The organism is Hyalangium gracile (assembly GCF_020103725.1).
In the GTDB taxonomy this organism is placed as follows: Bacteria; Myxococcota; Myxococcia; order Myxococcales; family Myxococcaceae; genus Hyalangium; species Hyalangium gracile.
Genome location: NZ_JAHXBG010000014.1, coordinates 162,730 through 186,893, shown reverse-complemented (window position 1 = coordinate 186,893; position 24,164 = coordinate 162,730). Strand labels below are relative to the sequence as shown.

The 24,164-nt window shown below is 70.0% G+C and carries 21 protein-coding genes; 4 read left to right on the top strand and 17 right to left on the bottom strand.

Going from position 1 to position 24,164, the window contains the following annotated elements; all coding sequences use genetic code 11:
* Positions 1-25: 25 nt before the first annotated feature.
* Positions 26-1,987 (top strand): acetate--CoA ligase, encoded by a 1,962-nt coding sequence (gene acs / locus KY572_RS27405; RefSeq protein ID WP_224245927.1) that lies wholly within the window; start codon positions 26-28, stop codon positions 1,985-1,987.
* 32 nt (positions 1,988-2,019) lie between these two features.
* Here acs and KY572_RS27400 read toward each other — a convergent pair whose 3' ends face one another.
* From KY572_RS27400 to KY572_RS27330, 15 genes are all read right to left on the bottom strand, one after another.
* Complete coding sequence (locus KY572_RS27400; RefSeq protein WP_224245926.1) at positions 2,020-2,946, bottom strand: trypsin-like serine protease; 927 nt, start codon at positions 2,944-2,946, stop codon at positions 2,020-2,022.
* Positions 2,947-3,099: 153 nt separating this feature from the next.
* Entirely contained in the window at positions 3,100-3,978 is an 879-nt protein-coding gene (locus tag KY572_RS48215) for a trypsin-like serine protease (protein ID WP_224245925.1), read from the bottom strand.
* Between the two features lie 5 nt (positions 3,979-3,983).
* On the bottom strand, positions 3,984-4,490 hold the full coding sequence (locus KY572_RS27390) for a hypothetical protein (RefSeq protein ID WP_224245924.1): 507 nt from the start codon (positions 4,488-4,490) through the stop codon (positions 3,984-3,986).
* A gap of 119 nt (positions 4,491-4,609) precedes the next feature.
* On the bottom strand, positions 4,610-5,464 hold the full coding sequence (locus KY572_RS27385; protein WP_224245923.1) for a ribonuclease HII: 855 nt from the start codon (positions 5,462-5,464) through the stop codon (positions 4,610-4,612).
* 88 nt (positions 5,465-5,552) lie between these two features.
* Complete coding sequence (locus KY572_RS27380) at positions 5,553-5,936, bottom strand: carboxypeptidase-like regulatory domain-containing protein (protein WP_224245922.1); 384 nt, start codon at positions 5,934-5,936, stop codon at positions 5,553-5,555.
* Positions 5,937-5,981: 45 nt separating this feature from the next.
* Positions 5,982-7,433 carry a tetratricopeptide repeat protein gene (locus KY572_RS27375; protein ID WP_224245921.1) on the bottom strand — a complete coding sequence of 484 codons (1,452 nt, stop codon included), beginning with the start codon at positions 7,431-7,433 and terminating at the stop codon, positions 5,982-5,984.
* A gap of 24 nt (positions 7,434-7,457) precedes the next feature.
* Entirely contained in the window at positions 7,458-9,227 is a 1,770-nt protein-coding gene (locus KY572_RS27370) for a M61 family metallopeptidase (protein WP_224245920.1), read from the bottom strand.
* A 32-nt stretch (positions 9,228-9,259) separates the two neighbouring features.
* Positions 9,260-10,582 (bottom strand): RsmB/NOP family class I SAM-dependent RNA methyltransferase, encoded by a 1,323-nt coding sequence (locus KY572_RS27365; RefSeq protein ID WP_407660006.1) that lies wholly within the window; start codon positions 10,580-10,582, stop codon positions 9,260-9,262.
* A gap of 297 nt (positions 10,583-10,879) precedes the next feature.
* Entirely contained in the window at positions 10,880-12,496 is a 1,617-nt protein-coding gene (locus KY572_RS27360) for a metallophosphoesterase (protein WP_224245918.1), read from the bottom strand.
* A 130-nt stretch (positions 12,497-12,626) separates the two neighbouring features.
* The gene (locus tag KY572_RS27355) at positions 12,627-13,343 is read right to left on the bottom strand and encodes a hypothetical protein (protein WP_224245917.1); all 717 of its coding nucleotides are present in this window, start codon (positions 13,341-13,343) and stop codon (positions 12,627-12,629) included.
* On the bottom strand, positions 13,340-14,044 hold the full coding sequence (locus KY572_RS27350) for a DUF4956 domain-containing protein (protein ID WP_224245916.1): 705 nt from the start codon (positions 14,042-14,044) through the stop codon (positions 13,340-13,342). The genes KY572_RS27355 and KY572_RS27350 overlap by 4 nt, the downstream gene beginning before the upstream one ends.
* 9 nt (positions 14,045-14,053) lie before the next feature.
* A complete protein-coding gene (gene tmk / locus KY572_RS27345; protein WP_224245915.1) occupies positions 14,054-15,751 on the bottom strand; it encodes a dTMP kinase in 1,698 nt (565 codons plus the stop codon).
* A 6-nt stretch (positions 15,752-15,757) separates the two neighbouring features.
* The gene (locus tag KY572_RS27340) at positions 15,758-16,474 is read right to left on the bottom strand and encodes a VTC domain-containing protein (protein ID WP_224245914.1); all 717 of its coding nucleotides are present in this window, start codon (positions 16,472-16,474) and stop codon (positions 15,758-15,760) included.
* 16 nt (positions 16,475-16,490) lie between these two features.
* A complete protein-coding gene (locus KY572_RS27335) occupies positions 16,491-17,618 on the bottom strand; it encodes an OprO/OprP family phosphate-selective porin (RefSeq protein WP_224245913.1) in 1,128 nt (375 codons plus the stop codon).
* A gap of 236 nt (positions 17,619-17,854) precedes the next feature.
* Positions 17,855-18,412, bottom strand: coding sequence for a hypothetical protein (locus tag KY572_RS27330; RefSeq protein ID WP_224245912.1), 558 nt, complete (start codon positions 18,410-18,412; stop codon positions 17,855-17,857).
* A 210-nt stretch (positions 18,413-18,622) separates the two neighbouring features.
* Between KY572_RS27330 and KY572_RS27325 the strand changes: the two genes are divergently transcribed.
* On the top strand, positions 18,623-21,004 hold the full coding sequence (locus KY572_RS27325; protein ID WP_224245911.1) for a serine/threonine protein kinase: 2,382 nt from the start codon (positions 18,623-18,625) through the stop codon (positions 21,002-21,004).
* Positions 21,005-21,009: 5 nt separating this feature from the next.
* Here KY572_RS27325 and KY572_RS27320 read toward each other — a convergent pair whose 3' ends face one another.
* Both KY572_RS27320 and moeB read right to left on the bottom strand, forming a co-directional pair.
* Positions 21,010-21,342, bottom strand: coding sequence for a rhodanese-like domain-containing protein (locus KY572_RS27320; protein WP_224245910.1), 333 nt, complete (start codon positions 21,340-21,342; stop codon positions 21,010-21,012).
* Positions 21,343-21,353: 11 nt separating this feature from the next.
* Positions 21,354-22,514 carry a molybdopterin-synthase adenylyltransferase MoeB gene (moeB, locus tag KY572_RS27315; RefSeq protein ID WP_224245909.1) on the bottom strand — a complete coding sequence of 387 codons (1,161 nt, stop codon included), beginning with the start codon at positions 22,512-22,514 and terminating at the stop codon, positions 21,354-21,356.
* 122 nt (positions 22,515-22,636) lie between these two features.
* Here moeB and KY572_RS27310 point away from each other — a divergent pair, with 122 nt between their 5' ends.
* Both KY572_RS27310 and KY572_RS27305 read left to right on the top strand, forming a co-directional pair.
* Positions 22,637-23,032 (top strand): HesB/IscA family protein, encoded by a 396-nt coding sequence (locus KY572_RS27310; protein ID WP_224245908.1) that lies wholly within the window; start codon positions 22,637-22,639, stop codon positions 23,030-23,032.
* A gap of 225 nt (positions 23,033-23,257) precedes the next feature.
* Entirely contained in the window at positions 23,258-24,163 is a 906-nt protein-coding gene (locus KY572_RS27305) for an NmrA family NAD(P)-binding protein (protein ID WP_224245907.1), read from the top strand.
* Position 24,164 lies beyond the last annotated feature (1 nt).

The following is a 24,164-nucleotide window of genomic DNA, read 5'->3' as shown; positions in this document are numbered from 1 at the left end:
CTTGTCCTGCTGGGGAGGGTTGCCCATGGCTGAGCCGCAGCGTCCGTCGCAAGAGATTCAATCGGTCCTCACGGAGAACCGAGTCTTCCCACCACCCGCGGCGTTCTCGCAGCGCGCGCACATCCGGAGCATGGAGGACTACCGGCGGCTGTGGGACGAAGCCGCGAAGGATCCGGAGGCGTACTGGGGGGCTCGGGGGCGCGAGGAGCTGTACTGGAAGGAGCCGTTCCAGACGGTGCTGGACTGGAAGCCGCCGCACGCTCGGTGGTTCGTCGAGGGTCGCACCAACCTGACCTACAACTGCCTGGATCGGCACCTGCCGAAGCTGAAGGACAAGCCGGCCATCCTCTTCGAGGGGGAGCCGGGGGATCGCCGCCAGGTGACGTACGGCGAGCTGGCCGTGGCGGTGAACCGGCTGGCGAACGGGCTGAAGTCGCTGGGGGTGCGCAAGGGGGATCGGGTGGGCATCTACCTGCCCATGGTGCCCGAGGCGGCGGTGGCGATGCTGGCCTGCGCGCGGATTGGCGCGGTGCACTCGGTGGTGTTCGGAGGCTTCTCGGCGGAGGCGCTGCAGGAGCGCATGAACGACGCGGGGGCGAAGGTGCTCCTCACGGCGGACGGGGGTTGGCGCAAGGGCGCGGTGGTGCCGCTGAAGAAGAACGTGGACGCGGCGCTGCCGAACATGCGCACGGTGGAGAAGGTGGTGGTGCTGAAGCGGGCGGGGGACTCGGGGCCGCTGGGGCCGAAGGACGTGTCGTGGGAGGAGCTGGTCGCCAGGCAGAGCGAGACGTGCGAGCCGGAGTGGGTGGAGAGCGAGCACCCGCTGTTCATCCTGTACACGTCGGGCTCGACGGGGAAGCCGAAGGGCGTGCTGCACACGACGGGCGGCTACGCGGTGGTCATCTCGCTGACGACGCGGTGGGTGTTCGACCTGAAGGAGGATGACGTCTACTGGTGCACGGCGGACGTGGGCTGGGTGACGGGGCACAGCTACGTGGTGTACGGGCCGCTGATGAACGGGGTGACGACGGTCATCTACGAGGGGGCGCCGACGCAGCCGGGGCCGGACCGCTTCTGGGAGATCATCGCGCGGTACAAGGCGACGATCCTGTACACGGCGCCCACGGCCATCCGCGCCTTCATGCGGCTGGGAGACGAGCACCCGCGCAAGCACGACTTGAGCTCGCTGCGGCTGCTGGGCTCGGTGGGCGAGCCGATCAACCCCGAGGCGTGGATGTGGTACCGGGAGGTGATTGGCGGTGGGCGCTGCCCGGTGGTGGACACGTGGTGGCAGACGGAGACGGGGGGGATCATGATCTCGCCGTTGCCGGGGGCGACGCCGACGAAGCCGGGCTCGGCGACGTTCCCGCTGCCGGGCATCCACGCGGAGATCCTGGATCGCCAGGGCAACGCGGTGCCGAAGGGGCAGGGCGGGCTGCTCTTCGTGACGAAGCCGTGGCCTTCGATGTTGCGCACGGTGTACGGGGATCCGGAGCGGTACGTGAAGACGTACTTCAGCGAGCTGCCGGGCAAGTACTTCACGGGCGACGGGGCGCGCACGGACACGGACGGCTACTTCTGGCTGATGGGCCGGGTGGACGACGTGGTGAACGTGGCGGGCCACCGGTTGGGCACGGCGGAGGTGGAGAGCGCGCTGGTGGCGCACCCGCGCATCGCGGAGGCAGCGGTGGTGGGGCGCCCGGACGAGCTGAAGGGCACGGCGCTGGTGGCCTTCGTGACGCTGAAGAAAGGCACGGCGCCGTCGCCGGAGCTGAAGAAGGAGCTGGCGCAGCACGTGGCGAAGGAGATCGGCGCGATCGCCCGGCCGGACGAGATCCGGTTCGCGGAGGGCCTGCCGAAGACGCGCTCCGGGAAGATCATGCGCCGGCTGCTGCGCGACGTGGCCGCTGGCAAGCAGACGACCCAGGACACGACGACGCTCGAGGACCTCAACGTGCTGGCGACGCTGCGCCAGGACGAGGAGTAGGGCGCGGCGAAGGGCGTACCCGGGTGTGGCAATCAGGGAGCAACGGTTGCCGCACCTTCGTGGTTCAGCTCCTGCTTCAGCCAGTCTTCGTAGGCAAAGACGCTGGTGAAGATGGAGGACGCGCCATCCTTCCCGATGGCGCTGATGACTCCAATGAGCACACGGTCATCGGCCTTGCTGAAGCCTCCCCCGCCGCTGTCACCACCATAGACGCGGGGGGCTTGCTTGGAGCCCTGCGGCGGGAGACGGGCAATGAACTTCACACTGCCTGAAGGCAGTCGCTCCACCGTGTCGATGATGCTCTCCCCATAGTGGCGATCACCGAACTCATTGGTGGTGTCACCGTTCTCGCCGAAGCCGTGACCCACCATGACGATGGAATGACCTGCCTGAACATCCTTCTCCGGGAGCTTGATGGAGCGAAAGCGTTCGCTCACCGGGGATTCCAGGTGGATGAGGGCCAGGTCAGCCTCCCTGAACCACGAGACACCGTTGGCGTCGTCGAGCACCAGCAGGCGGGGGTGAGGGTGGACGACCCTCCCCAGGTACTCGCTTTGAAGAAGCCTGGATCTGGCCGTGGCTTTTGACGGGAGATACTCCACCACCTGGACGCTGACAGACGTGGCACAAAGCGATGGGTCGATGATCGTGGCGGCATGCTCGAGAATGCGGCTGCGCACGGCATCGATCACAGCTCTTTGCTCTCGGGTCTTGCCAGTGGAAGGCATGGCTTCCTGGAGTCTTTGAGCGATGTGCTGCTGGGGTGCGGTGGGTAGGAACTTCTTCTTCAGGCACACGCAATGGCCCGCTGTCAGGACGTGCCGAGGGCTGATGAGCACCCCACTGCACTGCTCGGAACCGTCCTCCTTCTTGGCGTTGGTGCGGATCGCGACATTCGAGAGGTAGCGGTTCTTGGTGTCCCTGGGGCCCGGGTAGACAGCGGAGATGCCCGCCTCCATGAACGGTTCGTGCGCTTGAGTCGCTGAGTGGGAGGAGCTGGAGGCGCAGCCTCCGCAGAGAAAGAGGATGAGGGTGAGTGACCAGCTGAACGTTAGCAGCAACGGGCTACGAGGCATCAGGTCACTCCAGGCACGGGTGCCGTAATTGGTTCTCTACGGATGGGGAGGAGGGTGCACTGTGGTTGCGTGCTGGAGTTCTTCGTTCAGCCATGCCCTGTAGGTCTGCGTGCGGAGGCAGGTGGACTCCACGCCAAGTCCTCTGCGGGAGATTCCTACGAGGACTGGACGTCCATGGGCCTCGCGCAGACAGGGACCACCCAGATCTTCCTGGTGTGCGGCGCGTGCAGGCGGCTGAAGCACGATGAGGTCGCTCTTCGGGTTGAGTGGTTCCAGAAGCGGGTGCTTGCTGAAGCGCCGCTCGTCATTGCCGAAGCCCACCAGGATGAGAGATTCACTTGCGTCGGGCTCAGTGTCCGAGAGCGTGATGGGTGGGAAGTCGGAGCTGGCCGGTTCATCCAGGAGGATGACAGCGAGATCCGCATGGCTCGACTCGGCACGAGTCGGCTCTCCACGCGGGACTTTGAACTGGGGATGCGGCCGAACCGTGCCGCTGTGGACTTCGCGTAGGGATCGCACGCTTCCATCGTCTGTCGACGGAAGGTAGGCCACCGCTGTCACCGTAGCAGTCGACTCACAGTCTGAATGGGCGCGACAGACGCAGTGGGCCGCGGTGAGTACGAAGCGTGGAGCGATGAGCACTCCGCTGCACTCCTGCGCTGATGTCGAGGCTCCCGACTTGACCTGCACGACCGAAGGGTAGCGATTCTCCAGGTCCGGCTTCCCGTCCAGGAACACCGACGGCTTGGTGAAGGGCGCGCTGTGTCCTTCGAGCAACGCGTAGCCGCTGTCCGCGGCGCTTGCCTGGGCCGTGGAGCCTTGCTTCGGCTTCTCCGCACGCTCCCGGCAGCCGCTGGAGGCCAGCGCTAGAGTGAGCAACCCCACCACCAAGGACGCTGGCCTCGTCAGAGCCATGGCAGTCACCGCTTCAGGTGCGTGATGGCCTCGGCCAGCAGCGCGGCGACGCCGCGACGGGTGACGTGGATCACCTTGCGGCTCGTCGCTGGCGGCCCACCCGTGTAGTGCGCGCTCACCTTGTGGTGCAGCTCCGTGGCGCCCCACACCAGCACCAGGTCCGCCCACTCCAGGTTGTGCCGGGCCTTCTCTCCCGTATGTCGCTCCGTGCCGTCCACCATGCGCAGCTCCACGTGCCCGGCGAGCTGATCCTCCAGCTCCTCCCGCACCGCCGGCGAGCCGCCCACGATCACCACCCGCCTCACGCCCTTGCGCTGGCAGGCCTCCAGGAAGTCCGTCACCGCGCGCCGGTTGTTCGAACCTCCGCAGCTCTCGCAGTACGTCCGTGGCTCCACCAACAGCGGCTCCCGGCCGCTCGCGCCAGCCACCTGCGCGCATGCCGCCGCGCTGCACACCCGGAAGAAGCGCTCGGCCAGCTCCGCCTCCGCGCGCTCCAGCTTCTGCTCGCTCATGCGAGCCTTCTTCGGGTTGATGATCTTCGCTGCTTCCAGCGCCGCTCGGGCTCTTGTACGGGAGTCAGGAGGCGTGATGCCTCGCTCTGCCAGCCACTCGTCGATATCGCGATCGGCGCTCACGGACGGGGAGGAGGCGGCGGTGGTGGGGGGAACAGCTCCTCCTGCAGGGGCACCAGCCCCAGCGCCTCCCGCACCGGCCCGAAGCTCCGCCGGTGGATCGGCAACACGCCCTTCTCCTTGATGGCCTGAAAGTGCTGCGGCGTCGGGTAGCCCTTGTGCGAGGCCAGCCCGTAGCCCGGGTACTGCGCATCCAGCTCCGCCATCATCCGATCCCGCGTCGTCTTCGCGATGATCGACGCCGCCGCGATGCTCATCGACAGCGCGTCCCCGTGGACGATGCCCTTCTGCGGACACGGGCACTCGGGAATCGTCCGAGCGTCCACCAGCGCGTACTCCGGTGCCAGCGTCAGCGCCTGCACCGCGCGCCGCATGGCCAGCAACCCCGCGTGGTAGATGTTGATGCGGTCGATCTCCTCCACCTCCGCCACGCCCACCGCCCAGGCCACCGCGTCCCGCTTGATGGCCACGGCCAGCTCCTCGCGCTTCTCCTCGTCGAGGATCTTCTTCGAGTCGTCCAACCCCTTGAGTCGGTAGTTCTTCGGCAGGATGGCCGCCGCGGCCACCACCGGGCCCGCCAGCGGAGCCATCCCCGCCTCATCCACCCCGGCCACCCGCTCCATGCCCTGCGTCCACAGCTCCACCTCGTAGCGCAGCAGGTGGCGCAGCCGCTGGCCCTCCGAGCGGTTCTTCTCCTGCCGGGCCCGGATGCGGCGAGCGAGCGTCCGAGCCCCTTGCCGACCGTCCGCCTCCAGCGCGGCCAGCAGGCCGTGCGGCACCGGCTGACAGCGCTCGATGAAGCGCTCGGTGAGCTCCGAGAGGGGCGTTTGCAGCAGTTCTTCCAGGCTCGGCATGACTCCCGAAGGCTAGCGACCCACCGATCGCCGAACAACCTCCGAATTGGGAGGCTCGCCAGAGCGCCTACCCCACAGGTAGTGGACGCTATGGGTTGAGCTGCAACGTCACCGTGTCCGGAGTGGGCTCACAGTGGCAGTCGTCGCACACCCACTCCACCTGGGTGGCGGGGGATACCTTGGAGCCCGCCGTGGCGTACAGGCGCGTGACGCCTGGAGCGAGCGTCTCGTTCACCGCCCTGCTGAAGCCCTGCTCGTTGGTGATGCCGGTGATGCTCTCCAGCGTCTCCTCATTCGTCGCGGTGATGGTGGCGCCCTTGACCCGGACGCCCTCCGCCGTGACGACCTCCACCTTCAACGACACCAACCCCTCCGAGCAGACGCCCCCACTTCTGTCCACCACGGGCCTGTTGTCACAGGCGGGCAGGCAGGCGAGGCCCAGCAGTACCGAGAGGATTCTCAACCGAGGCATGGCTCCGAAGCTGGTACTGGCCCCTCGGCGCGGCAACACGCAACGTCAGGAAGTCGGCGAAAGGTGCCTGCTCGCGAACCGCGATGCGTCCGTGTTCGGATACCGGTGAACGACGTAGCGGTAGATGCTCGCGGCGCGCTCGGGCTCCTTCAGCCGCTCGCCATAGACGCGCGCCAGCAGCACCAGCGCCCGCGAGGCCTCCGGGCCATCCGGCGCCACGTCCGCCGCCGTCTCCAGCGCCTTCACGGCCAGCGGGTACTGCCCCTGGGCCACGGCGGCCTGGCCCACGAAGAGGTGGTGGGCCGGCTCGACCTGCTTGAGGAAGCGCGGCTCGCTGAGCCCGGCGTAGAGCGCCAGCGCCTTGCCCGAGTCCTGCGCTCCCACCGCCTGCGTCAGCGCGGACAGCGTCTCGGTGAGGGAGGCGGAAGCCTCGGGCGCGGGCTCCGCCGGGGCAGCCGGGGCGACGCGCAGGGCCGGGGCCTCCACGCGCGGCCGGGTCGCTCCCAGCACGGGCTCCAGGTAGTCCGAGGGCGCGCCATAGCCGAGCTCGTCCCCGCGGCTGTACAGGAGCAGCCCGAGCACGTGCGCCATGAGGAAGGGCGCGATGCACGTCACCAGCTCGGCCGCCCACCTCGAGAAGAGGGGCAGCTCCAGCCGCAGCAGGCCCGTGGCCACCAGCTGCCCGACCACGAGCGCCACGGCGAGCACGGCCAGCGCGCCCAGCGTGAGCAGGAAGTCCCGGCCCAGGCGGCGCGCGGCGCCCAGGACCGCCAGCGGGTTGAGCATCGTCCACACGCTCTTCCCGGCCGCCGACAGCAGCAGCACCATGGGCAGGTAGAGGGCCCCGGCGAGGACGATCAGCCAGAGGACCGGATCCCACACCACCTGGCTCCAGTCGAGCTGGGGCAGCCCGCCGGTGACGTAGAAGGCCGGCTTGGAGAGCAGATCATCCATCGGCTTGCTCACGTCCCAGCGGCGGACGTAGCGCAGGTAGAGCAGCCCGGGCACCCACAGCAGCGACGTGCCCACCAGCCCGCGCATGGCGGGGACCACGCAGTCGGAGAAGACCTCCGAGTAGTCCGGCGTGTCCATCTCGTGCTCGCCACGGGCCGTGGTGCGGACGATGTGGAAGAAGGCGCCCCAGAAGATCCCCAGCCCGATCACCATGGGCAGGAACTTGAGCAGCAGGAAGGTGGCTTCGGCGGCCCACCGGCAGACGGTCAGCAGGAAGCTGAGCCCGATGAGCACCGCCATCCCGGTCTGGTTGAACGGATAGCGCCACGCCTTGCGCAGCCGCTGGGCCAGCGGGGTGCGCGAGCGGTGGACGACCCTGGGCATCGCCCGGCCCTGGCACAGGCCGCAGGAGAGGTACTCCGTGGACAGCGAGCGCCGCGTCGCGACGCAGTCCGGGCACAGCAAGGCCTGGCAGTTGTCGCAGCTCCAACCCGCCACGGCGTCGGGGTGTCGTTGGCAGTGGGTGGGTGTGGGCTTCTCCATGGTCCCCCTCATGGAGAGGGGATTCTAACCGACTGCGTCGTCCCACGCCGTGCCCAGCCAGGCCTGGAAGGCGGCCTTCTGCGCCTCGGTGGGCTTGTCGGCGCGCGTCAGGTACGCCACGTCCGCCGGTTTCTGGCCCAGCACCACGACGAGCTCCATCAGCTTGTCGCGGCGGAACAGCGTCACCCGGACCGTCTCACCCGGGCGTCGGTCCTCGCACCGGCTCACCAGGCCCGCCCCGTCCACCTTGTAGCCGTCCAGCGCCACCACCTCGTCCTCGGGGTAGAGCCCGGCCTCCATCGCGGGCGAGCCTTCCGCCACCGAGGCCACCGTGGCGCTGCCCTTGAGGCCCAGGCCGAGCCAGCCCTTGGGCTTCTCGGTGCTCTTCCGGGATGGCGGAGGCGTGCCGCCCTTGTCGCTGGTGGACTCGCGCACCCGGAAGCCCACCTCGAGGCCCACGTGCGAGAAGACGGAGTAGTCCAGCTCCTCCGTGGAGCGCACCGCGCGATCGAAGAAGGCCGTCATGTCCCTGCCCGCCACCTCGCTGACGGCCGCCTCCACGCCGTTCTCCGGCACGCCCGAGCCGTCCCCGTAGCGCTGCCACAGCAGGCGCACCACGTCGTCCAGGCCCTTGGCGTCTCCGGTGGCGCGGCGGATCTCCAGATCCAGCAGCGCGCACACCACCTCGCCCTTGAGGTAGTAGGAGATGGCGCTGTTGGCCGAGTTCTCGTCCGGCCGGTAGTGCTTGATCCAGCTCATCAGCGACGCGTCCGCCAGCGTCTGCACCCGGCGGCCCGGCGTGCCGTGCAGGGTGGTGAGCGTCTCGCCCAGCCGCGTGAGGTAGCGCTGGGCGGACATGAGGCCCGCCCGGCGCACGAAGAGGTTGTCGTAGTACGACGTCATCCCCTCGAAGGCCCAGAGCAGGGTGGTGTAGTTCTCCTGCGAGTAGTCGAAGGGCACCAGCGCGCGGGGCTTGATGCGCTTGATGTTCCACAGGTGGAAGTACTCGTGCGCCGCCAGGGTGAGGAAGTCCTCCCAGCCGCGGGTGCTCTGCAGCGCCGAGCGGGGGAAGAGCAGCGCCGTGGAGGCCTGGTGCTCCAGCCCGCCGCGCCCCTTGTCCGCCAGGTACACCAGGAACACGTAGCGCCGCATCGGCAGCCCGCCGAACAGCCGCGCCTCCGTCTCGCAGACGCGCTGCAGGTCCGCCGTCAGCTTCTCCGGATCCGGCACCGTGTCGCCCCAGACGATCACCTCGTGCGGCACGCCCGCGGCGACGAAGGTCAGCGGCGTGTGGGGGCCGACCTCGAAGGGGCTGTCCACCAGCGTGTCGTAGTCCGGCGCCACGAAGGTGCCGTTCTTCTGATCCAACGCGCTGAACGCCCGCCAGCCCTCGGGAGCCGTCACCTGGACACGGTGCTCCAGGTTGCGGGTGGCCTCCGTGTAGAGGAAGAGGGTGGCGCCGTTGAAGTAGCCGTGCGAGCCGTCCAGGTGGCTGGTGCGCACCGTCAGCTCGTTGGCGTAGACGCGGTAGCGCAGCGTCACCGACTCGCCGCCGGCGCGGACGCGGAAGGTGCGCTTGTCCGCGCGCTGCACCGGGAGCGGCTCGCCCTGCGAGTCCGTGGCCGTCACGTCCTGGATGTGGCGCGCGTACTCCCTGACCAGGTAGCTGCCCGGCGTCCACACGGGCAGCACGGCGTCGAGTACCTCGGGGCCCGCGGGGAAGACGGCCGTCACCTCGAACAGGTGCGAATGCGGGCGGGGCATCGAGACGCGATACTGGACGGCTTCCGGCATTACGAAGGCTCCGTGGTGCGGGTTGCGAGAGACTACTTCGCCCGGACCAGGATGGCCCCGAAGAACCCGTCCGTCCCGTGCAGATGAGGGGCCAGCCGCAGGAAGGGGCCACGGCTCACCTTCGCCCCCAGCTCCGGGCCCAGCTCCTCCGTCACCGGGCGCACGGAGAAGTCCGGGTGGCGCGCCAGGAAGTCCTCCACCACCGCCTCGTTCTCCTCCCTGAGGATGCTGCACGTGCCGTAGATGAGCCGGCCGCCCGGCTTCACCAGGGTGGAGAAGCGCTCCAGCAGCGCCTTCTGCCGGGCCACGTGGTTCGCCAGCTCGTCGGGCCCCAGCCGGTAGCGCGCGTCTGGCTTGCGGCGGTAGGTGCCGGTGCCGCTGCACGGGGCGTCCACCAGCACCCGGTCCGCCTTGTCCTTCAGCGGTACCAGGGCCTCGTCCGCGGTGGGGCCCTCGGGCGGGATGACCTGGGTGCGGACGTTGTGGACGCCGTCGCGGCGGGCGCGCTTGCGCAGCTCGTCGATGCGGCCCTCATCCACGTCCAGCGCGTGCAGATCGCCCCGGTTCTTCATCTGCGCGGCGAGCTGCAGCGTCTTGCCGCCCGCGCCCGCGCAGGCATCCACCACCCGCGTGGGCGGCGCGTCCACCAGCATGCCGAGCAGCTGGCTGCCCTCGTCCTGCAGCTCGAAGAGCCCCTCCCGGAAGCTCTCCAGCGAGAAGGCGTTGACGCGCGTCTCCAGCCACACGCCCATGGGGGACAGCGGCGTGGGCTGGCACTCGACGCCCTCGGCCTTCAGGCGCTCCAGCAGGGCCTCGCGCGTGGTCTTGAGCAGGTTGACGCGGGCGGTCAGGGGAGCGCGCTCGTTCATCGCCTCGGCGGCGCGCTCGGCGTCCTCGCCGAAGGTCTCCCGGAACTTCTCCGCCAGGAAGTCGGGCAGGGAGGCCGCCAGGGGGAAGCGCTGGTTCGCGGGCAGCGAGTCCAGCGCGGCGGCCGCCTCCGGCAGGGCGTCCAGCGCCGCGGCATCCGCGCCCGTCAGCGCGGAGTCCCGGGCCACCTGCCGCGCGGCCTCGCCGTGGAGGATGCGCGAGGCGGCCAGCCGCAGCACGTCCTGCCGGGTGGTCTGCAGCTGCTCGAAGCCGGGGCGCGCGTGGGAGAGCAGATAGTCCACCGTGCGCTGGCGGCGCAGCAGGGCGTAGACGCGCTCCGCGACGGCGCGACGCTCGGTCGAGTACAGGTGCGCCTTGCGCCGCAGGGTGAAGTCGAGCGCCCGATCGGACAGGCGGCCCTCGTGGCGCACCATGCCGTAGGCCTCGAGGCTGGCCTGGAGGACGAGGTCCTCACGCAGCGGGCGCATGCTGTGGGCCCGGGCGCTCTCGCGAGAGCCCCGCTCGGCGGAGTCTTTCGGGCGCGAGGGCTTCGCGGAGGGTTTGTTCTTCGAGGGCGACTTCTTCGAGGGCGACTTCTTCGAGGCCTGACGGTCGGATCGTTTCATGGCGGGCTCCAGGGCCCCGGGAGGGAGGGGAACCTGCGGTGCAGGCGCCCATCGCATCCCGGCAGCCCCGTGGCAAGCGCGGAGAAGGGCCAGGGTGGGGTTCCCTGGACACCTCCAGAGCGGAGCCTGCCCCTGGCCGGGGGGAGCCGGGAGTCCGGCTCAGCGTCGACGGCGCCGCAGCAGCGCGGCCAGCGTCAGCGCGGCGAACGGGAGGAGGGCGCCCGGAGGCACGGTCGAGCAGCCCGCGCTGGGGGACGCATCGTCCTCGCCCGGCAGGCCAGGCGAGACACCCGGGGAGCCGGGAGTCTGAGGCACCTCCGTCACGGGCTCACCGGGCGTCTCCACGGTCCCCTGCGCCGAGACGGAGACCTGCTTCGTGGTGGTGACGCTCGAGGCCCCGGACGTGGCGGTGGCCGTCACCGTGTAATCGCCCGGCTGGGCGTAGACGTGCCGCACCTCGGTGCCCTCGGCGCTCTGTCCATCCCCGAAGTCCCAGCGGACGGTGTAGTCGGCGGAGGGGGGCGTGGCGCGGAAGAAGGCCTGGAGCGGAGCCGTGCCCCGCTCACCCTCCACGATCACGCTCAGGGTGGGTGGAGGCTCCTGCGGCGCGAGCTCCTTCTTCAGGGTGAGGGAGTCCAGCGTCTTGCCGTCGGTCCCCAGGAGCTTCGCGGTGAGGGTTCCTCCATCGACCACGACGTCCAGGAAGCCGTGCGCGGTGGCGTTGCGGTAGGCGCTCCAGGCCGGCGCCCCCCCGCTGAAGGCGCGCAGGCTCGCGCCGCCGCCGCCGACCACGAGGTAGGGGATGCCCTTCTTGCCCGTGGGGGCGACCGCATCCCCGAGCATGGGCTTGCTGCGCTCGTAGTTGTGGTCATGCCCCGTCAGGACGAGATCCACCCCGTACTGCTCGAAGAGGGGGCCGAACTCGCGGCGCATGAGGAGCTGGGAGCCGTGAGAGCCGCTCGACCAGGGTGGGTGGTGGAAGTAGACGACCTTCCAGGGGGCCTTGCTCGCGGCCAGATCCTGCTGCAGCCAGGCCTTCTGCGCCGCAAGCGTGCAGCGCTCCTTCGAGGCCAGGCCGATGGCGCAGCTGGAGTCCAGCCCGACGAAGTGCACGTGGCCCCAGTCGAAGGAGTAGTAGCGCTCGCCGCCGCTGGGGCTGGTGGGCAGGTAGAAGTTGTCCAGGTACGGCTGCGACTGGTTGGTGACGTACTCGTGGTTGCCGGCCACGGGGAAGAAGGGCACCTCGGCGAGCACCTCCGCCAGGGGCGCGAAGAGGTTGTTCTGGATCTCCGCCTCGGTGCCGGACGTGTAGGCATTGTCTCCGAGCGCGATGAACAGCTCGGGCTGCGCGGCGCGCATGGCGGCGGCGACCCGCTTCTCGTCATTGCCACCGGTGCCGAAGTCTCCCACGGCCGCGAAGTGCACATACCGCGTCCCCGGGACCGGGGCGGTGCTGAAGCTCTTGATGGGCGTCCGGCCGCCACAGGCGCTGACCTCGTAGCTGTACTCGGTGCCCGGCGTGAGGCCCTCGAGCACCACGGCGTGGATGCGGCCACTGTCCGTCGAGCGGGCCACCTGATCCGTGGCGCCTCGAGCGCCGTAGCGCACCTCGGCGGCGCAGTTGGCGTCCAGCCGGAAGGCGATCGTTGCCGTGTCCGGGCCTACGCGCTGCAGATAAGGAGTACGCGTGAGGGTCGCCGCCTGGGCCGCGCCCGCGGTCAGCATGAGCGCGGCAGCCAGCAGGGCGCCTGGCGCGGGTAACTTCGAAAAAAGCATGGAGCCTCCCGACCCGGACAATCCCGGGCCCGGTGGCTCAACTGTTCACGGCGTGGCCCCATTCAGCCGGGCCCCTCGCCGTGCGTACGAGGGGAGGAGCGCTCCCGCAGGAGCGCGCCCCCCTGGCTGGCTACTTCCTCACGTCGTAGGAGGTGAGCTCCTCGAGCCGCTCGCCATCCTCCTTCACCTTCCCGATGCCCGGCACGAGCCAGTAGACGCGCTCCTTGCCCGCCTTGTCGGGCCGATCGCGCAGGACCTTGATGGCGTTGGTGAAGGTGCCGGCGGGGACGACCACCGTCTCATTCACCGCGACGACGCGCCACACGTAGGTCCGGTCCTTCTCATCCACCGTGCCGTCGTCCATCCGCACGGTCTCCTGGATGGAGGACGAGTAGGACCAGCCGACGTTCTGGGGCTGCGCGAGCGACTTCACCGTCGCGGGAGACCACGTCGTCGACCGGACGACCTTGCCGTCCTTGAGGTCCTCCTCGCGCAGGCGCACCACCAGGCCGCTCTGGAGCTCGACCTGCCAGGACAGCTCCTCGAGATACGGCTGGACGCTGCGCACCGCGGTGGCCGTCATCGTCGTGCCCGGCACCGTCTGCTGGCCGACCACCTCCACGCGCTTGTCGAAGACGCCCTTCTGCGGATCATCGATGCGGTAGGTCCACGTCGAGCCCTGCGTGAGAGGCCAGAGCGTCGAGGCGCCGCTCGGATTGCCCGGCTGCAGGGGCTCCTCCGGCAGCTGCGGGTTCTGAGGTCCCGGCTCCGTGGGCAGGCTCGCGCCTCCGCCACAGCCCACCAGCCACACCACGGCCGCCAGCGCGGCCACGACCACTCGCTTCATACCAGATCCTCCCGTGCCCCCTTGGGGCTGACCGCCGTCCACCTCAACCCCCGCAGGGGCGCTCCCTCCGTCTTGCTCAGCGCCGAGACGAGCGAGCCGGGTTCCTTCTCCTCCACTTCCAACTCCAGCCGGCGCCCGTCGAAGTCGAGCGCGCAGCCCTTCACCATCACGTTGCGCTCCTTGAGCGCCTTGCGCAGCGAGGCCTCCGCCCCCACCAGGTCATCGGCCTGCGCCGACAGCACCATGCGCTGCTTGGGCGCCTTCTCCTCGTCCTTGTTGACCAGATCCATGACCAGCAGCAGCGCCGCGACGAACGCCGTGCCCACGGCCGCGACCCCCAGGCTGCCGTGCCCGCAGGCCATGCCCAGGCCGATCACCAGGAAGAGGATCGCCGCGTCGCGCGGATCCTTGAGCCCCGAGCGGAAGCGCACGAAGCCGCCCAGGCCCACCAGCCCGAAGGCCTTGGCCACGCTGTTGCCGATGACGACGGTGATGACGGCGGCCGCGGCGCACAGCAGCACCTGGGCCTGGATCATCTCCGACTTGGGCAGGGCGCGGCCCATGAGCAGGCGCCAGGGCCTCAGCGACAGCGCCGCGCCGATGAGCACCGCCGCCAGCATCCGCGGCACGATGGCGCCCATGTGCAGGGTGGTCAGCTCCTCTTCCACCCCGCTGAAGATGCCCGTGAAGGTAGCCTCCATGGCGCGTTCCTAGAGCGAGACCTGGGACTCGGCGCTGGCCACCGGACGCACGCTCCGCTCCGCGGGGGCCTCCTGGGCCGTGGCGATGACGCAGTAGGCGTTGCGCAGCAGCGGCAGCCGGCCGGGCGCGGCGCTCAGGATGCGCGTGATGAGGGCCTCGGCCCGAGCCGTCATCGGCAGCCCCTTGAGCGAGGACAGCACGGTGGCCGGCCAGCGCTCCGCGAAGGCCTCGCGCAGCTCCCAGGCGCGGGGCTCATCCAGCCCGTCCAGCGAGTCGATGGCCTCCTTGGTCAGGGTGGCGCCCCGCTCGCGCAGCGCGAAGGCCTCGTCCGTGGTGAGGCCGGTGAGCGAGCGCAGCACCAGCTTCATCGCCTTGTCCGCCAGCTGCTCGCGCAGGCCGTTGGCGAACGGCGAGTCCAGCCCGGTGACGCTGCGCAGCACCGCGAGCCGATCGTGCTTCAGGAGCGCCTCGCGCAGCGCATCCGTACGCTCGCCGCTCAGGCCCGTGAGGCTGCGCGCCACCTCCGAGTACAGCTTCTTCTGCACGCCCAGCTCGCGGATGGACCACGCCGTGTCGTCGTCCACGCCCGCCAGGCTCAGCAGCACGTCCCCCAGCCGCCGGTCCCTCAGGGCCTGCTGGCGCAGGGCCCAGGCCGCAGCGCTGTCGTTGCGCTTGAGGCCCGCCAGCACCTCCGCGGGCGCCTGGGCGTACAAGTGGGTGCGCAGCGCCATGGCACGCGGAGACGGGCTCGTCCCGAGGCTCGCCGCCACGTCCACCGGCACCACCTTCGCCAGCAGCTCGCGCAGCGCCCACGAGGCCTCGTCCTCCAGCCCCACGAGGGTGCGCACGGCCAGCCCGGGGAAGCGCTCCACGGCCGCCAGCCGCCGCTGGTGCGCGGCCAGTCCGGGCAGGCCTCCCAGCATCCACACCGCCAGGGCCGGCTCGCGCGCCTCCAGCGAGTCCAGCCCCTGGAAGAAGCGCTCCTCCACGCTGTCCACCGTCACGGTGCTCGGAACCGTCGCGGCGCTCTGCGGGACGATGCGCTGCACCTGCGGCTCGCGCCCCTGCAGCCGCGCCACCACCGCGTCCACGATGCGCTGCTCGAGCACCCACAGCGGCTGATCATTGTTCTCGATGATGAGCCAGCGCGTCGGATCCTTGCGCGCCATGGCCAGGAACGCCTCGCGCACCCGCACCGCGAGCCCCGCGCCCGCCAGCCCCTTGCGGCTGTCGCTGTCCGAGGTGCGCCCCTCCTTGAGCTTGCCCAGCCGCTTGCGCAGCCGCGCCAGGTCCGGCTCCACGTCCACCAGCACCACGAGGTCCGGCCAGATGCCGTGCGAGGCCAGGTTGCACACGGGCTCCAGCTCCGCCATGGGCAGGCCGCGGCCCCCGCCGCTGAGCGCCAGCTGCGAGTACAGGTAGCGATCGCTGATGCACACCTCGCCTCGCGAGAGCGCGGGCGCGATGACCTCCTCGAGCTGCTGCGCGTCCCGCGCCACGTTGAGGAAGAACTCGGTGCGCGCCCCCATCTCCAGCAGCTTCGAGTCGCGCGTCAGCTCGCGAATGCGCCGCGCGATGGGTGCCTGCAGCTCGCCTCCCTCGCGCGCGTGCGCCACCTTGTAGCCCAGCCGGCGCAGCCGCGCGGCCAGGAGGTTGGAGAGCGTTGTCTTGCCGCTGCCGTCGATGCCTTCGAAGTCGATGAACACGGTGCCCTAACCCCCAAGAACCCCATCCGCGGCGAAGGTGTGAACCCTCGCCATCCCCTCGGCGAACTTGCTGTACGCCGGCTTCCTGCCACCAGGGTGCAGCGTCGCCAGCCACGCCGGCAGCTGCTCACCCAGGTGCTTCACCTCGACCACCACGCGCCGATCCGTGAACAGCGGCGGCCCCAGCCGCTCGGCGGTGAGCGTCTCTTCCGACAGCGCCAGCTGCGGGGTGACGGGGTGGAAGCCGATGTCCCGGTCCACCGTCACCCGCCAGGCGTGCGTGGCCTGGTACACGTGGCGCCGATAAGTCACTGCCAGCACCGGCAACAGGCGGCCTCCCGCGATCAGCGGCAGCAGCCCCGCGCTCCGGTGGATCACGCCGCGCAGCTGCGCGCGGGGCACCCACACCCGGCGCTTCTGCGTCACGCCGTTGCGCTCGCGCTTCACCTCCAGCACCACGCGCTCGACTCCGGCGGCGCCCAGGTCCGGCGAGTACTCCTTGGTGCGGATCTTGAGGCAGTCCTCCGGCGTGTGCATGGCGCGCTGGGCCAGCGGGAAGCCCGGCTTGTCGAAGTAGACGGACACGATGCGCGTGGGCGGAGGAAGGTACCCGCCCAGCTCCGCGGACAGTCGTGCGCACAGCTCCGCCAGGGCCTCCGCGTCGAGCACGAGCTTGAACTCACGTCGGAGCTTGGTGACTTCTCCTTCGGCGAACGAGAGCATCGTCGAATCTCCGTGCCTAGAAGCGGGTGGCGAGCTGCAGCAGGTACTCGGTCCCCGGGCCCTCGTCCCCCGGACGCAGGGCGCGCTCGACCTGCAGCTGCGCCTTGAAGGTGTCCGAGAACAGGAGGTTGAAGCCCCCCACGGCCGCCCAGCCGCGCCCGGCCATCTCGCCACGAAGCTGCATCGCCTCGGCGCCGGCGACGGGCTGCAGCGCCCACTCGTTGCCGAGCGGCAGCAGGTAGCTGGCCAGCCCGAGCTGCGCGGTGAAGGGCCCGACGCCCAGCTGGCCCGTGACGAGCTCACCCGTCAGCTCCAGCCCGCCCAGCTTCAGCGTCCCATCCGTCGCCACCGCGTACTGCCGGGTGCCCTCCATCACCTGCGTGAGGTAGGTGCTGGCGCCCACCGTGAGCGCCTTGAAGGGACGCATGGACACGCGCGCCGAGGCGTCCTCGCTGGTGCGCTGGCCCAGCTCGTCCTCGCCGCCCTCGAACAGGCCGCCGGCCACCTTCAGGTTCCACGTCTCCTTGAGCCGCACCTCGCCCATGAGGCCCATCCGCCGGCCGCCCAGCTGGTGCGTCTCCGTCACGTAGTCGTTCACCAGGCCCCGGCGCATCAGCGGCAGGTCCCACGCGGACTCCAGCTCGCGCGCCAGGAAGGGCGCCTTGAACTGGCCGGCGTACAGCCGCAGGCGCTTGTCGGCATCCGCGAGCCGGACGAAGGCGTCCTTGAGCATCGACCTCGACGAGAGGTCCGCGGTCACCTCCGCCTCGACGTAGCCGAACTCCGCCTGCACGCCCAGGCGCGCCGACGGCAGCGACAGCGAGCGCGAGTACTCCTCACGCCCGTCCGCGCTGGCCCGCGCGAAGACACGGCCGAAGACGCGCAGCGAGCGCTCCTCCTCCGTGTTGTCGTCCACCGCGTCGGGGTTCTCGCCCAGCGGCTCGGCCTTGGCCTTCTTCTTCTCCTTCTTGGCCGGGGCCTCGGCGGCAGCCCCAGGCGCGGGCACCGCGGGCGCCGAGACGCCAGCCGCGGAGATTCCAGCCGTGGAGATCCCCGTCGAGGCCGTGGCCACCACGGGATCCTCGGAGGAGGTGTCCGCCTCCGCTTCCGCCACCTGCTGCTGCGCCAGTGCTGGCGCGCTCAATAGGACCGCGGCGAGGAGGCCCCGCCAATTCCATTCCGCCCCATGCCATCCGCCCATGCCCCGCCTCCACGCCGCAGCCCGCGTGGAGCTTCTGCAACGAGGATGCCCGGGGGGAGGGTGTCCGGAACAGGACGCAGCGGCGGAGGCGCTCGCTCGGGAGCCGCTGTCAACGGGACGTTCTTTTCCTTCCGAGGGAAGGAATTTTCCTCACCGGGGAGGCACCCCTCCTTACAGGGTTACAGCGTCGACGGCTTCTCCGGCGGGGTGGAGGACGGCGTGTCCGTGGGCGCACTGTTCGGGCTCGTGTCCTCGGTCAGGGCCGAAGGGGCGGCCTGCGGTACCGTGGGCTCCTCGTCCAGGATCGGGTGGGGCGCGGCGGGCGCTTCCTTGCGCACCACGCTCCGGATTCCGTACGCCAGCGCCAGCGTCGCAGCCAGGCCTACGATTGCCCACAGGAAGAAGCGGGGGATGGGGCGGTCCACCACGTCGATGTCCGCGTGGAGCACCTTGAGCCGGGTGGTGCGGAAGCTCACGTCCAGCTGGTGGGGGCCCGTCTTCTCGGGGGTGAACTCGGCTACCCAGTTCACCTCGCCCTTGGCCCGCGTCACCGTCGCCGTCTGCCCGTGCGTGGCGCCCACCTCGCGCAAGGTGAGGGTGACGGGACCCTCGAAGTCCTCTCCGGCGAAGCTCCCCACGTGGACGCGGACCCGGAGGGGAACGCCCTCACGCGGTGTGTCAGGGTGCAGGCTGCCCTGCAGGCGCTCCTCGGTGTCGGACCAGGCCAGCTCCAGCACGTCATTGCGCCGCTCGACCCGGATCCGATCCGCCTGACCGAAGAGCGAGTGATCATCGGCTCCGGCCGTCCGCCCAGCGAGCAGACTGGCACAGAGGGCGAGCGTCCAGAGGGCGCGGAGACTGCTTTGCCTCGGCAGGGTCCGTCGCCTAAGATGGTTTGTACTGACGCCTACCACTCGAGCATTCTCCCCCCGGCGTCTGTCCCCGGGATGAACCCGAACCCTCAGCCCTTCGGCAAATACCAGCTTCTGAAGAAGCTCGCCACGGGCGGCATGGCCGAGGTGTGGCTTGCGCGCCAGTCCGGAATCGAGGGCTTCGCCAAGAGCGTGGTCGTCAAGCGCATCCTTCCGCACCTGGCGGAGGATCGCGAGTTCGTGGAGATGTTCCGCAACGAGGCGCTGATCGCCGCGAACTTCAACCACCCGAACATCGCCCAGGTCTACGAGTTCGGTGAGGCCAACGGCACCTACTACATCGCCATGGAGTACATCCACGGCGAGGACCTGGGCCGGGTGATGCGCAAGGCCTGGAGCGCGGGGCAGTGGATCGCCCGGCCCCTGGCCATCCGCATCGTCGCCAGCGCCTGCGAGGGCCTGTTCTACGCGCACACGCGCACCGACGGGAACGGCAAGCCCCTCAAGGTGGTCCACCGCGACATCTCCCCGCAGAACATCCTGATCAGCTTCGACGGGTCGGTGAAGCTGGTGGACTTCGGCATCGCCAAGGCGGCCGATCAGGTGGGGTTGACGAAGTCGGGCGCCATCAAGGGCAAGTTCGCGTACATGGCGCCCGAGCAGGCCGCGGGCAAGCCGCTGGACCACCGCGCGGACATCTTCGCCATCGGGCTGGTGCTCTACGAGCTGCTCACCGGCGTGCGCCCGCTCAAGCGGGACTCGGAGCTGGCCACGCTCCAGGCGGCGCTCGAGTGCGCCATCCAGACGCCCTCCGAGGTGGCCGACGTGCCGTCGGAGCTGGATCCGGTGGTGATGAGCGCGCTGGCCAAGGCGGCGGATGATCGCTACCGGGACGCGCGCCAGTTCCAGATCGCCCTGGAGGAGACGCTCGTCGCCCAGCGCTGGGTGGCCAGCTCGGTGCAGATCTCCGAGCTGATGGAGACGCTCTTCGCCGACCGGCTCGCCGAGGAGAAGAAGACGGGCAACCTCCAGCCCAACACCGACGCCGAGGCCCACTCGGGCAACTCGTCTCCGCCGGCTCCCGAGGAGCGGCCCGGTCGGGCGCCCGCGGTGGACATGGAGTGGGAGGCGCCTCCGGGAGAGATCTCCCAGCGCAACGAGCGCCGGGGCACCGCCACCGCCATGCGCGCGGCTGGCAAGGGGCGCGAGCAGGGCTCTCCGCAGATGTCACTGGCCGAGGAGATGGCGGAGTACGCCGCTCCCGCGGGCGGTGGGACGCAGGTGGCGCGCCGCCGCACCGGGGAGTCTCCGCGCCGGGCCACCAGCGCCGGGAACACCGCGGTGGGCCGCACCAGCTCGCGCTCGGACATGCGCCGGGCTCCCGAGCCGGATCCCGACGAGGAGTTCATCCACCACGAGGAGCAGGAGGAAGAGGTGGAGGATCCGCCTCCTCCGCCGCCGCGTCGGTCCTCGGCGCGAGCGCTCCAGGTGGAGCCCGAGGATGAGCCGCCCTCGCTGACGCGGGCCCGTGCCTCGCGCACCGGCGCGCTCGCGGTGAACGCGCGGGCACGGCCGGACGAGGATCCCTACGCCGATCCCGAGCGCACCCGGCTGCCTCCCCGGGAGCGGGATTCCTCGCTCGACGAGACGTTGCCGCAGCCGCCTCGGCGGCGCACGGGCCACATCAGTCGGATCCAGCCCGCCGCCGAGCAGGCGCCAGCCCCCGCTCCGCGTCGGCGCACCTCCAGCCGCGTGGAGATGAAGGAGGCGCCGCCTCCCAGGGCGTCCACGGTTTCGCGACAGGTGCGCGAGGAGCCGGACGACGACGACGAGGTGGAGAGCCGGCCGCAGCCGCGCATGCGCGCGCCGGTCAACAAGGCGGAGCTCATCAAGAAGGTCGTCATGGGGCTGGCCGCCGTCACGGTGGCTGTCCTGATGGTGCTCTTCTGGCCCAACCTCTCGAAGAAGCCCATCGACGGCATGGGCGTCTTCGTGACGGTGGACACCAACCCGAAGGTGAACGTGCGGGTGCGCCACAGCGACAAGTGCGGCAGCCCCGAGCCCTTCACCGAGCTGGGCATGACGCCGATCCGCGGCATGGCGGGCGCGCACATCCAGGACACCCTCATCCTCGAGAACAAGGAGCAGGGCGTCTACGCCGAGGAGGAGGAGGCGCTGCGCTTCGGCGAGCCCGGCGAGACGAAGATCATCAAGCGCGAGTTCAGGATGGGCTACGTCAAGCTCAAGGTGAAGCCCGCGCGTACCAGCCAGCTGAAGGTCCTACGTGAAGGCCAGGAGCTGGGCGGGACGGGGATCAACCTGGAGCTGATGGAGGGCACCCACACCCTCGAGCTCCGGGGCGATCAGCTCAAGGGCCCGGTGCCCGTCGAGGTCACCGTGAAGGCCGGCAACACCGTGGAGACGGTGGTGGACGTCTCCAAGGAGCTGGCGCAGTAGTCGCGTCAGTACTGCGGCAGGCTCGGATCCACGAGCCGCGAGTACAGATCGATGCCGCCCTGGAGCGATGACGCCTCCAGCCCCAGCGAGCGCAGCCAGGCCGCGCCGTGCAGGCTGCGCACGCCGTGGTGGCAGTAGACGACGACGGGGCGGCCGCGGAAGGCCTCCAGCTCGTCGGCGCGCTCCTCCAGCTCGGGCAGGGGGATGAGCACCGAGTCCGGCAGCGCCACGTAGGCGTTCTCATCGGGGTAGCGCACGTCGAGCAGGACGGGGCGCGACTCGGCGGGGCCCGCGAGCAGGTCGGCGAGTTCCTCGGGGGAGATCTCCGGGACGGGCATGGCGGAGCCTCTCAGGCGGCGGTGCCGCAGAACTGCTCGTAGTCGATGAACTCCACCTTCGCGCCGTCCGCGCACACGGGGCACTTGGGATCGCGGCGCAGCTTGAGCTCCTGGAAGCGCGTGCCGAGCGCGTCGAAGGTGAGCAGCCGGCCGATGAGCGGCTCGCCCTTGCCGAGGATGAGCTTGAGGGCCTCGTTGGCCTGCATGAGCCCGATGATGCCGGGGAGCACGCCCAGCACGCCGGCCTCCGCGCACGAGGGCGCCAGCTCCGGCGGGGGCGGAGCAGGGTAGAGGCAGCGGTAGCAGGGGCCCTGGCCGGGGACGAAGGTGGTGACCTGGCCCTCGAAGCGGAAGATGGAGCCGTGGATGTTGGGCTTGCGTGTCACCACGCACGCGTCGTTGAGCAGGTAGCGGGTGGGGAAGTTGTCCCCGCCGTCCAGCACCATGTCGAAGCCCTCGAGGATGCGCAGGACGTTCTGGGACGTGAGGCGCTCGGCGAAGGGCACCACCTTCACGTCGGGGTTGAGGGCCTCGATGGTGGCCCGGGCGCTCTCCACCTTGGGCTGGCCCTGGCGCTCGCGGGTGTGGATGACCTGGCGCTGGAGGTTGCTCAGGTCCACCACGTCCATGTCGACGATGCCCAGCGTGCCCACGCCCGCGGCGGCCAGGTACAGCGCCGCCGGCGAGCCGAGCCCGCCCGCCCCCAGCAGCAGCACCCGGGCCTCGAGCAGCTTCTCCTGCCCGGCCTCGCCCACCTCGGGGATGATGAGGTGGCGGCGGTAGCGCTCCTTCTGCTCGGCGGTGAGCACGAAGGGCTTCTCCACGGGGTAGGCCGCGTCGCTCCACCGGTTGTAGCCGCCCGCCAGGGAGGCCACGCGTGTGTAGCCCATCTCCCGCAGCGTCCGGACCGCCAGCGCCGAGCGGGTGCCGCCCGCGCAATAGACGACGAGCTCCTCCTCTCGCTGGGCCCGCTCCTCGATGCGCAGCTCCAGGTAGCCGCGGGGGATGTGCAGGGCGCCGGGGAGCCGGCCGGCCGCATGCTCGTCCGCCTCACGCACATCGATGAGCTTCACCGGGGAGCGAGCGTCCAGCAGGCGCTTGAGCTCCTCGGTGGAGATCTCCCGGATCTCCTGCTTCACGCTCGACAGCAGCTCTCGGAAGGTGGTGGCCATGTAGGCCTGGGTATAACCCGGTGCCGGCCGGTTTGTTGCCTCGGAGGCTTGCCCGACAGTGGGCTCTGATGGATTTTGACAGGGTCGGCGTTATAAGGCCCCGAGCAAGGAGACAGACGCACATGGACACCACGACGACCCCCCAGACGCCTGCTACCACGACCGCTCCGGCCTGGGAGGCCACGCCGCACATCCCCGTTCGCCTCAGTGAGGCCGCCGTGAAGCAGGTGAAGGAGGTCATCAAGGCCCAGGGCTTCGAGGGCTACTCCTTCTCCATCCGCGTGGTCCCCGCCGGCTGCAGCGGCCTGGGCTACGACTTGAACCTCGTGAAGGAGTCGAAGCAGAACGATCTCACGTGGGAGCAGGACGGGGTGCGCATCACCACGGACGCGCTGAGCAGCAAGTACCTGCTGGGCACCACGGTGGACTACGTCACGACGGTGACGGGCGCGGGCTTCAAGTTCGAGAACCCGAACGCCAAGTCCTCCTGCGGCTGCGGCACCTCGTTCACGACCTGACGTACCGTGCCTCTGTAGTGCTTCGTCCACTACAGCCGTGTGAGGGCATTGCTGGCCCCGCGCTGTAGTGGACCCAAGTATCTTCGCTGCAGCGGTAACCGCTGCCACCCGCCACGCGACGAAGTCGACACGGCGAGATGTTCCTTTGCCCGAGAAAGCTCTACGCTCTGGGTTGAGCCGGCGTCGGGGCCGGCTCGCAGTCCATACCCGCGGCTGGGGGCAGACATGATTCTGGTTACGGGGGCCACGAGCGCCGTTGGCTACACCCTTGTGCAGGAGCTGCGGATGCTGAGAGCACCCGTGCGCCTGTTCGTGAGGGACCCTGGACGGATGGCCCACCTGGAGGCACTGGGAGTCGAGCTCGTCCAGGGTGACCCCTCCGACCGGCATCAGGTGTTGGCGGCCATGGACGGCGTCGAGCGGGTGTTCCTCTCGAGTCCGCTCGAGCAGGGGATGGTGGAGAAGGATCGGAACATGGTGGCCGCGGCGGCGGCCTCGGGCGTCCAGCACATCGTGAAGCTGTCGACGTCGCTGATCGGGCCGATGTGGGGGCTGACGGGCTCTCGCTGGCACTGGGAGTCCGAGGAGATGATTCGCGGCTCCAGGGTTCCGTTCACGTTCCTGCGGCCGCTGTTCTTCATGCAGAACATGCTGCGCTTCGCTGCGGACATCCGCGCGTACAGCAGCTTCTCCGCGCCGGTGGGCGGAGCACGGCTCTCCATGATCGATGCGCGGGATGTGGCCACCGTCGCGGCGCGGGTGCTCACCCAGGGCAACCACCTCGGGTGCGCGTACACCCTCAGCGGCGCGGAGGCGCTCACCTTCCACGACGCGGCGGAGCAGCTCTCGCTGGCCATCAACCGCCGCGTGCGCTTCTTGACCCGCTCCTACTCCGAGTACCAGGAGGGGCTGCTGGCGTCGGGGGTTCCGCCCTGGCAGGCGCTGGACGCGGTGCGCTTCTTCGATCTCGTGGACAAGGGCGTCGCCTCGGAGGTTCGGGGCGAGACGGGGGCTCTGCTGGGCAGGACCCCGCGCACCTTCAGCCAGTTCGCGCGAGACCACGCGGTGCTGTTCAAGCGCCCGGGCTCCCTGTCGGCCATGGGGCCGGAGGTGACGCTCGGAGCCGCATAGG

Coding starts and splice junctions, on each gene's coding strand:
- acs (WP_224245927.1), top strand. CDS start 26: ATGGCTGAGCCGCAGCGTCCGTCGCAAGAGATTCAATCGGTCCTCACG.
- KY572_RS27400 (WP_224245926.1), bottom strand. CDS start 2,946: ATGGAGGCGGGCATCTCCGCTGTCTACCCGGGCCCCAGGGACACCAAG.
- KY572_RS48215 (WP_224245925.1), bottom strand. CDS start 3,978: ATGGCTCTGACGAGGCCAGCGTCCTTGGTGGTGGGGTTGCTCACTCTA.
- KY572_RS27390 (WP_224245924.1), bottom strand. CDS start 4,490: ATGAGCGAGCAGAAGCTGGAGCGCGCGGAGGCGGAGCTGGCCGAGCGC.
- KY572_RS27385 (WP_224245923.1), bottom strand. CDS start 5,464: ATGCCGAGCCTGGAAGAACTGCTGCAAACGCCCCTCTCGGAGCTCACC.
- KY572_RS27380 (WP_224245922.1), bottom strand. CDS start 5,936: ATGCCTCGGTTGAGAATCCTCTCGGTACTGCTGGGCCTCGCCTGCCTG.
- KY572_RS27375 (WP_224245921.1), bottom strand. CDS start 7,433: ATGGAGAAGCCCACACCCACCCACTGCCAACGACACCCCGACGCCGTG.
- KY572_RS27370 (WP_224245920.1), bottom strand. CDS start 9,227: ATGCCGGAAGCCGTCCAGTATCGCGTCTCGATGCCCCGCCCGCATTCG.
- KY572_RS27365 (WP_407660006.1), bottom strand. CDS start 10,582: ATGCGCCCGCTGCGTGAGGACCTCGTCCTCCAGGCCAGCCTCGAGGCC.
- KY572_RS27360 (WP_224245918.1), bottom strand. CDS start 12,496: ATGCTTTTTTCGAAGTTACCCGCGCCAGGCGCCCTGCTGGCTGCCGCG.
- KY572_RS27355 (WP_224245917.1), bottom strand. CDS start 13,343: ATGAAGCGAGTGGTCGTGGCCGCGCTGGCGGCCGTGGTGTGGCTGGTG.
- KY572_RS27350 (WP_224245916.1), bottom strand. CDS start 14,044: ATGGAGGCTACCTTCACGGGCATCTTCAGCGGGGTGGAAGAGGAGCTG.
- KY572_RS27340 (WP_224245914.1), bottom strand. CDS start 16,474: ATGCTCTCGTTCGCCGAAGGAGAAGTCACCAAGCTCCGACGTGAGTTC.
- KY572_RS27325 (WP_224245911.1), top strand. CDS start 18,623: ATGAACCCGAACCCTCAGCCCTTCGGCAAATACCAGCTTCTGAAGAAG.
- KY572_RS27320 (WP_224245910.1), bottom strand. CDS start 21,342: ATGCCCGTCCCGGAGATCTCCCCCGAGGAACTCGCCGACCTGCTCGCG.
- moeB (WP_224245909.1), bottom strand. CDS start 22,514: ATGGCCACCACCTTCCGAGAGCTGCTGTCGAGCGTGAAGCAGGAGATC.
- KY572_RS27310 (WP_224245908.1), top strand. CDS start 22,637: ATGGACACCACGACGACCCCCCAGACGCCTGCTACCACGACCGCTCCG.
- KY572_RS27305 (WP_224245907.1), top strand. CDS start 23,258: ATGATTCTGGTTACGGGGGCCACGAGCGCCGTTGGCTACACCCTTGTG.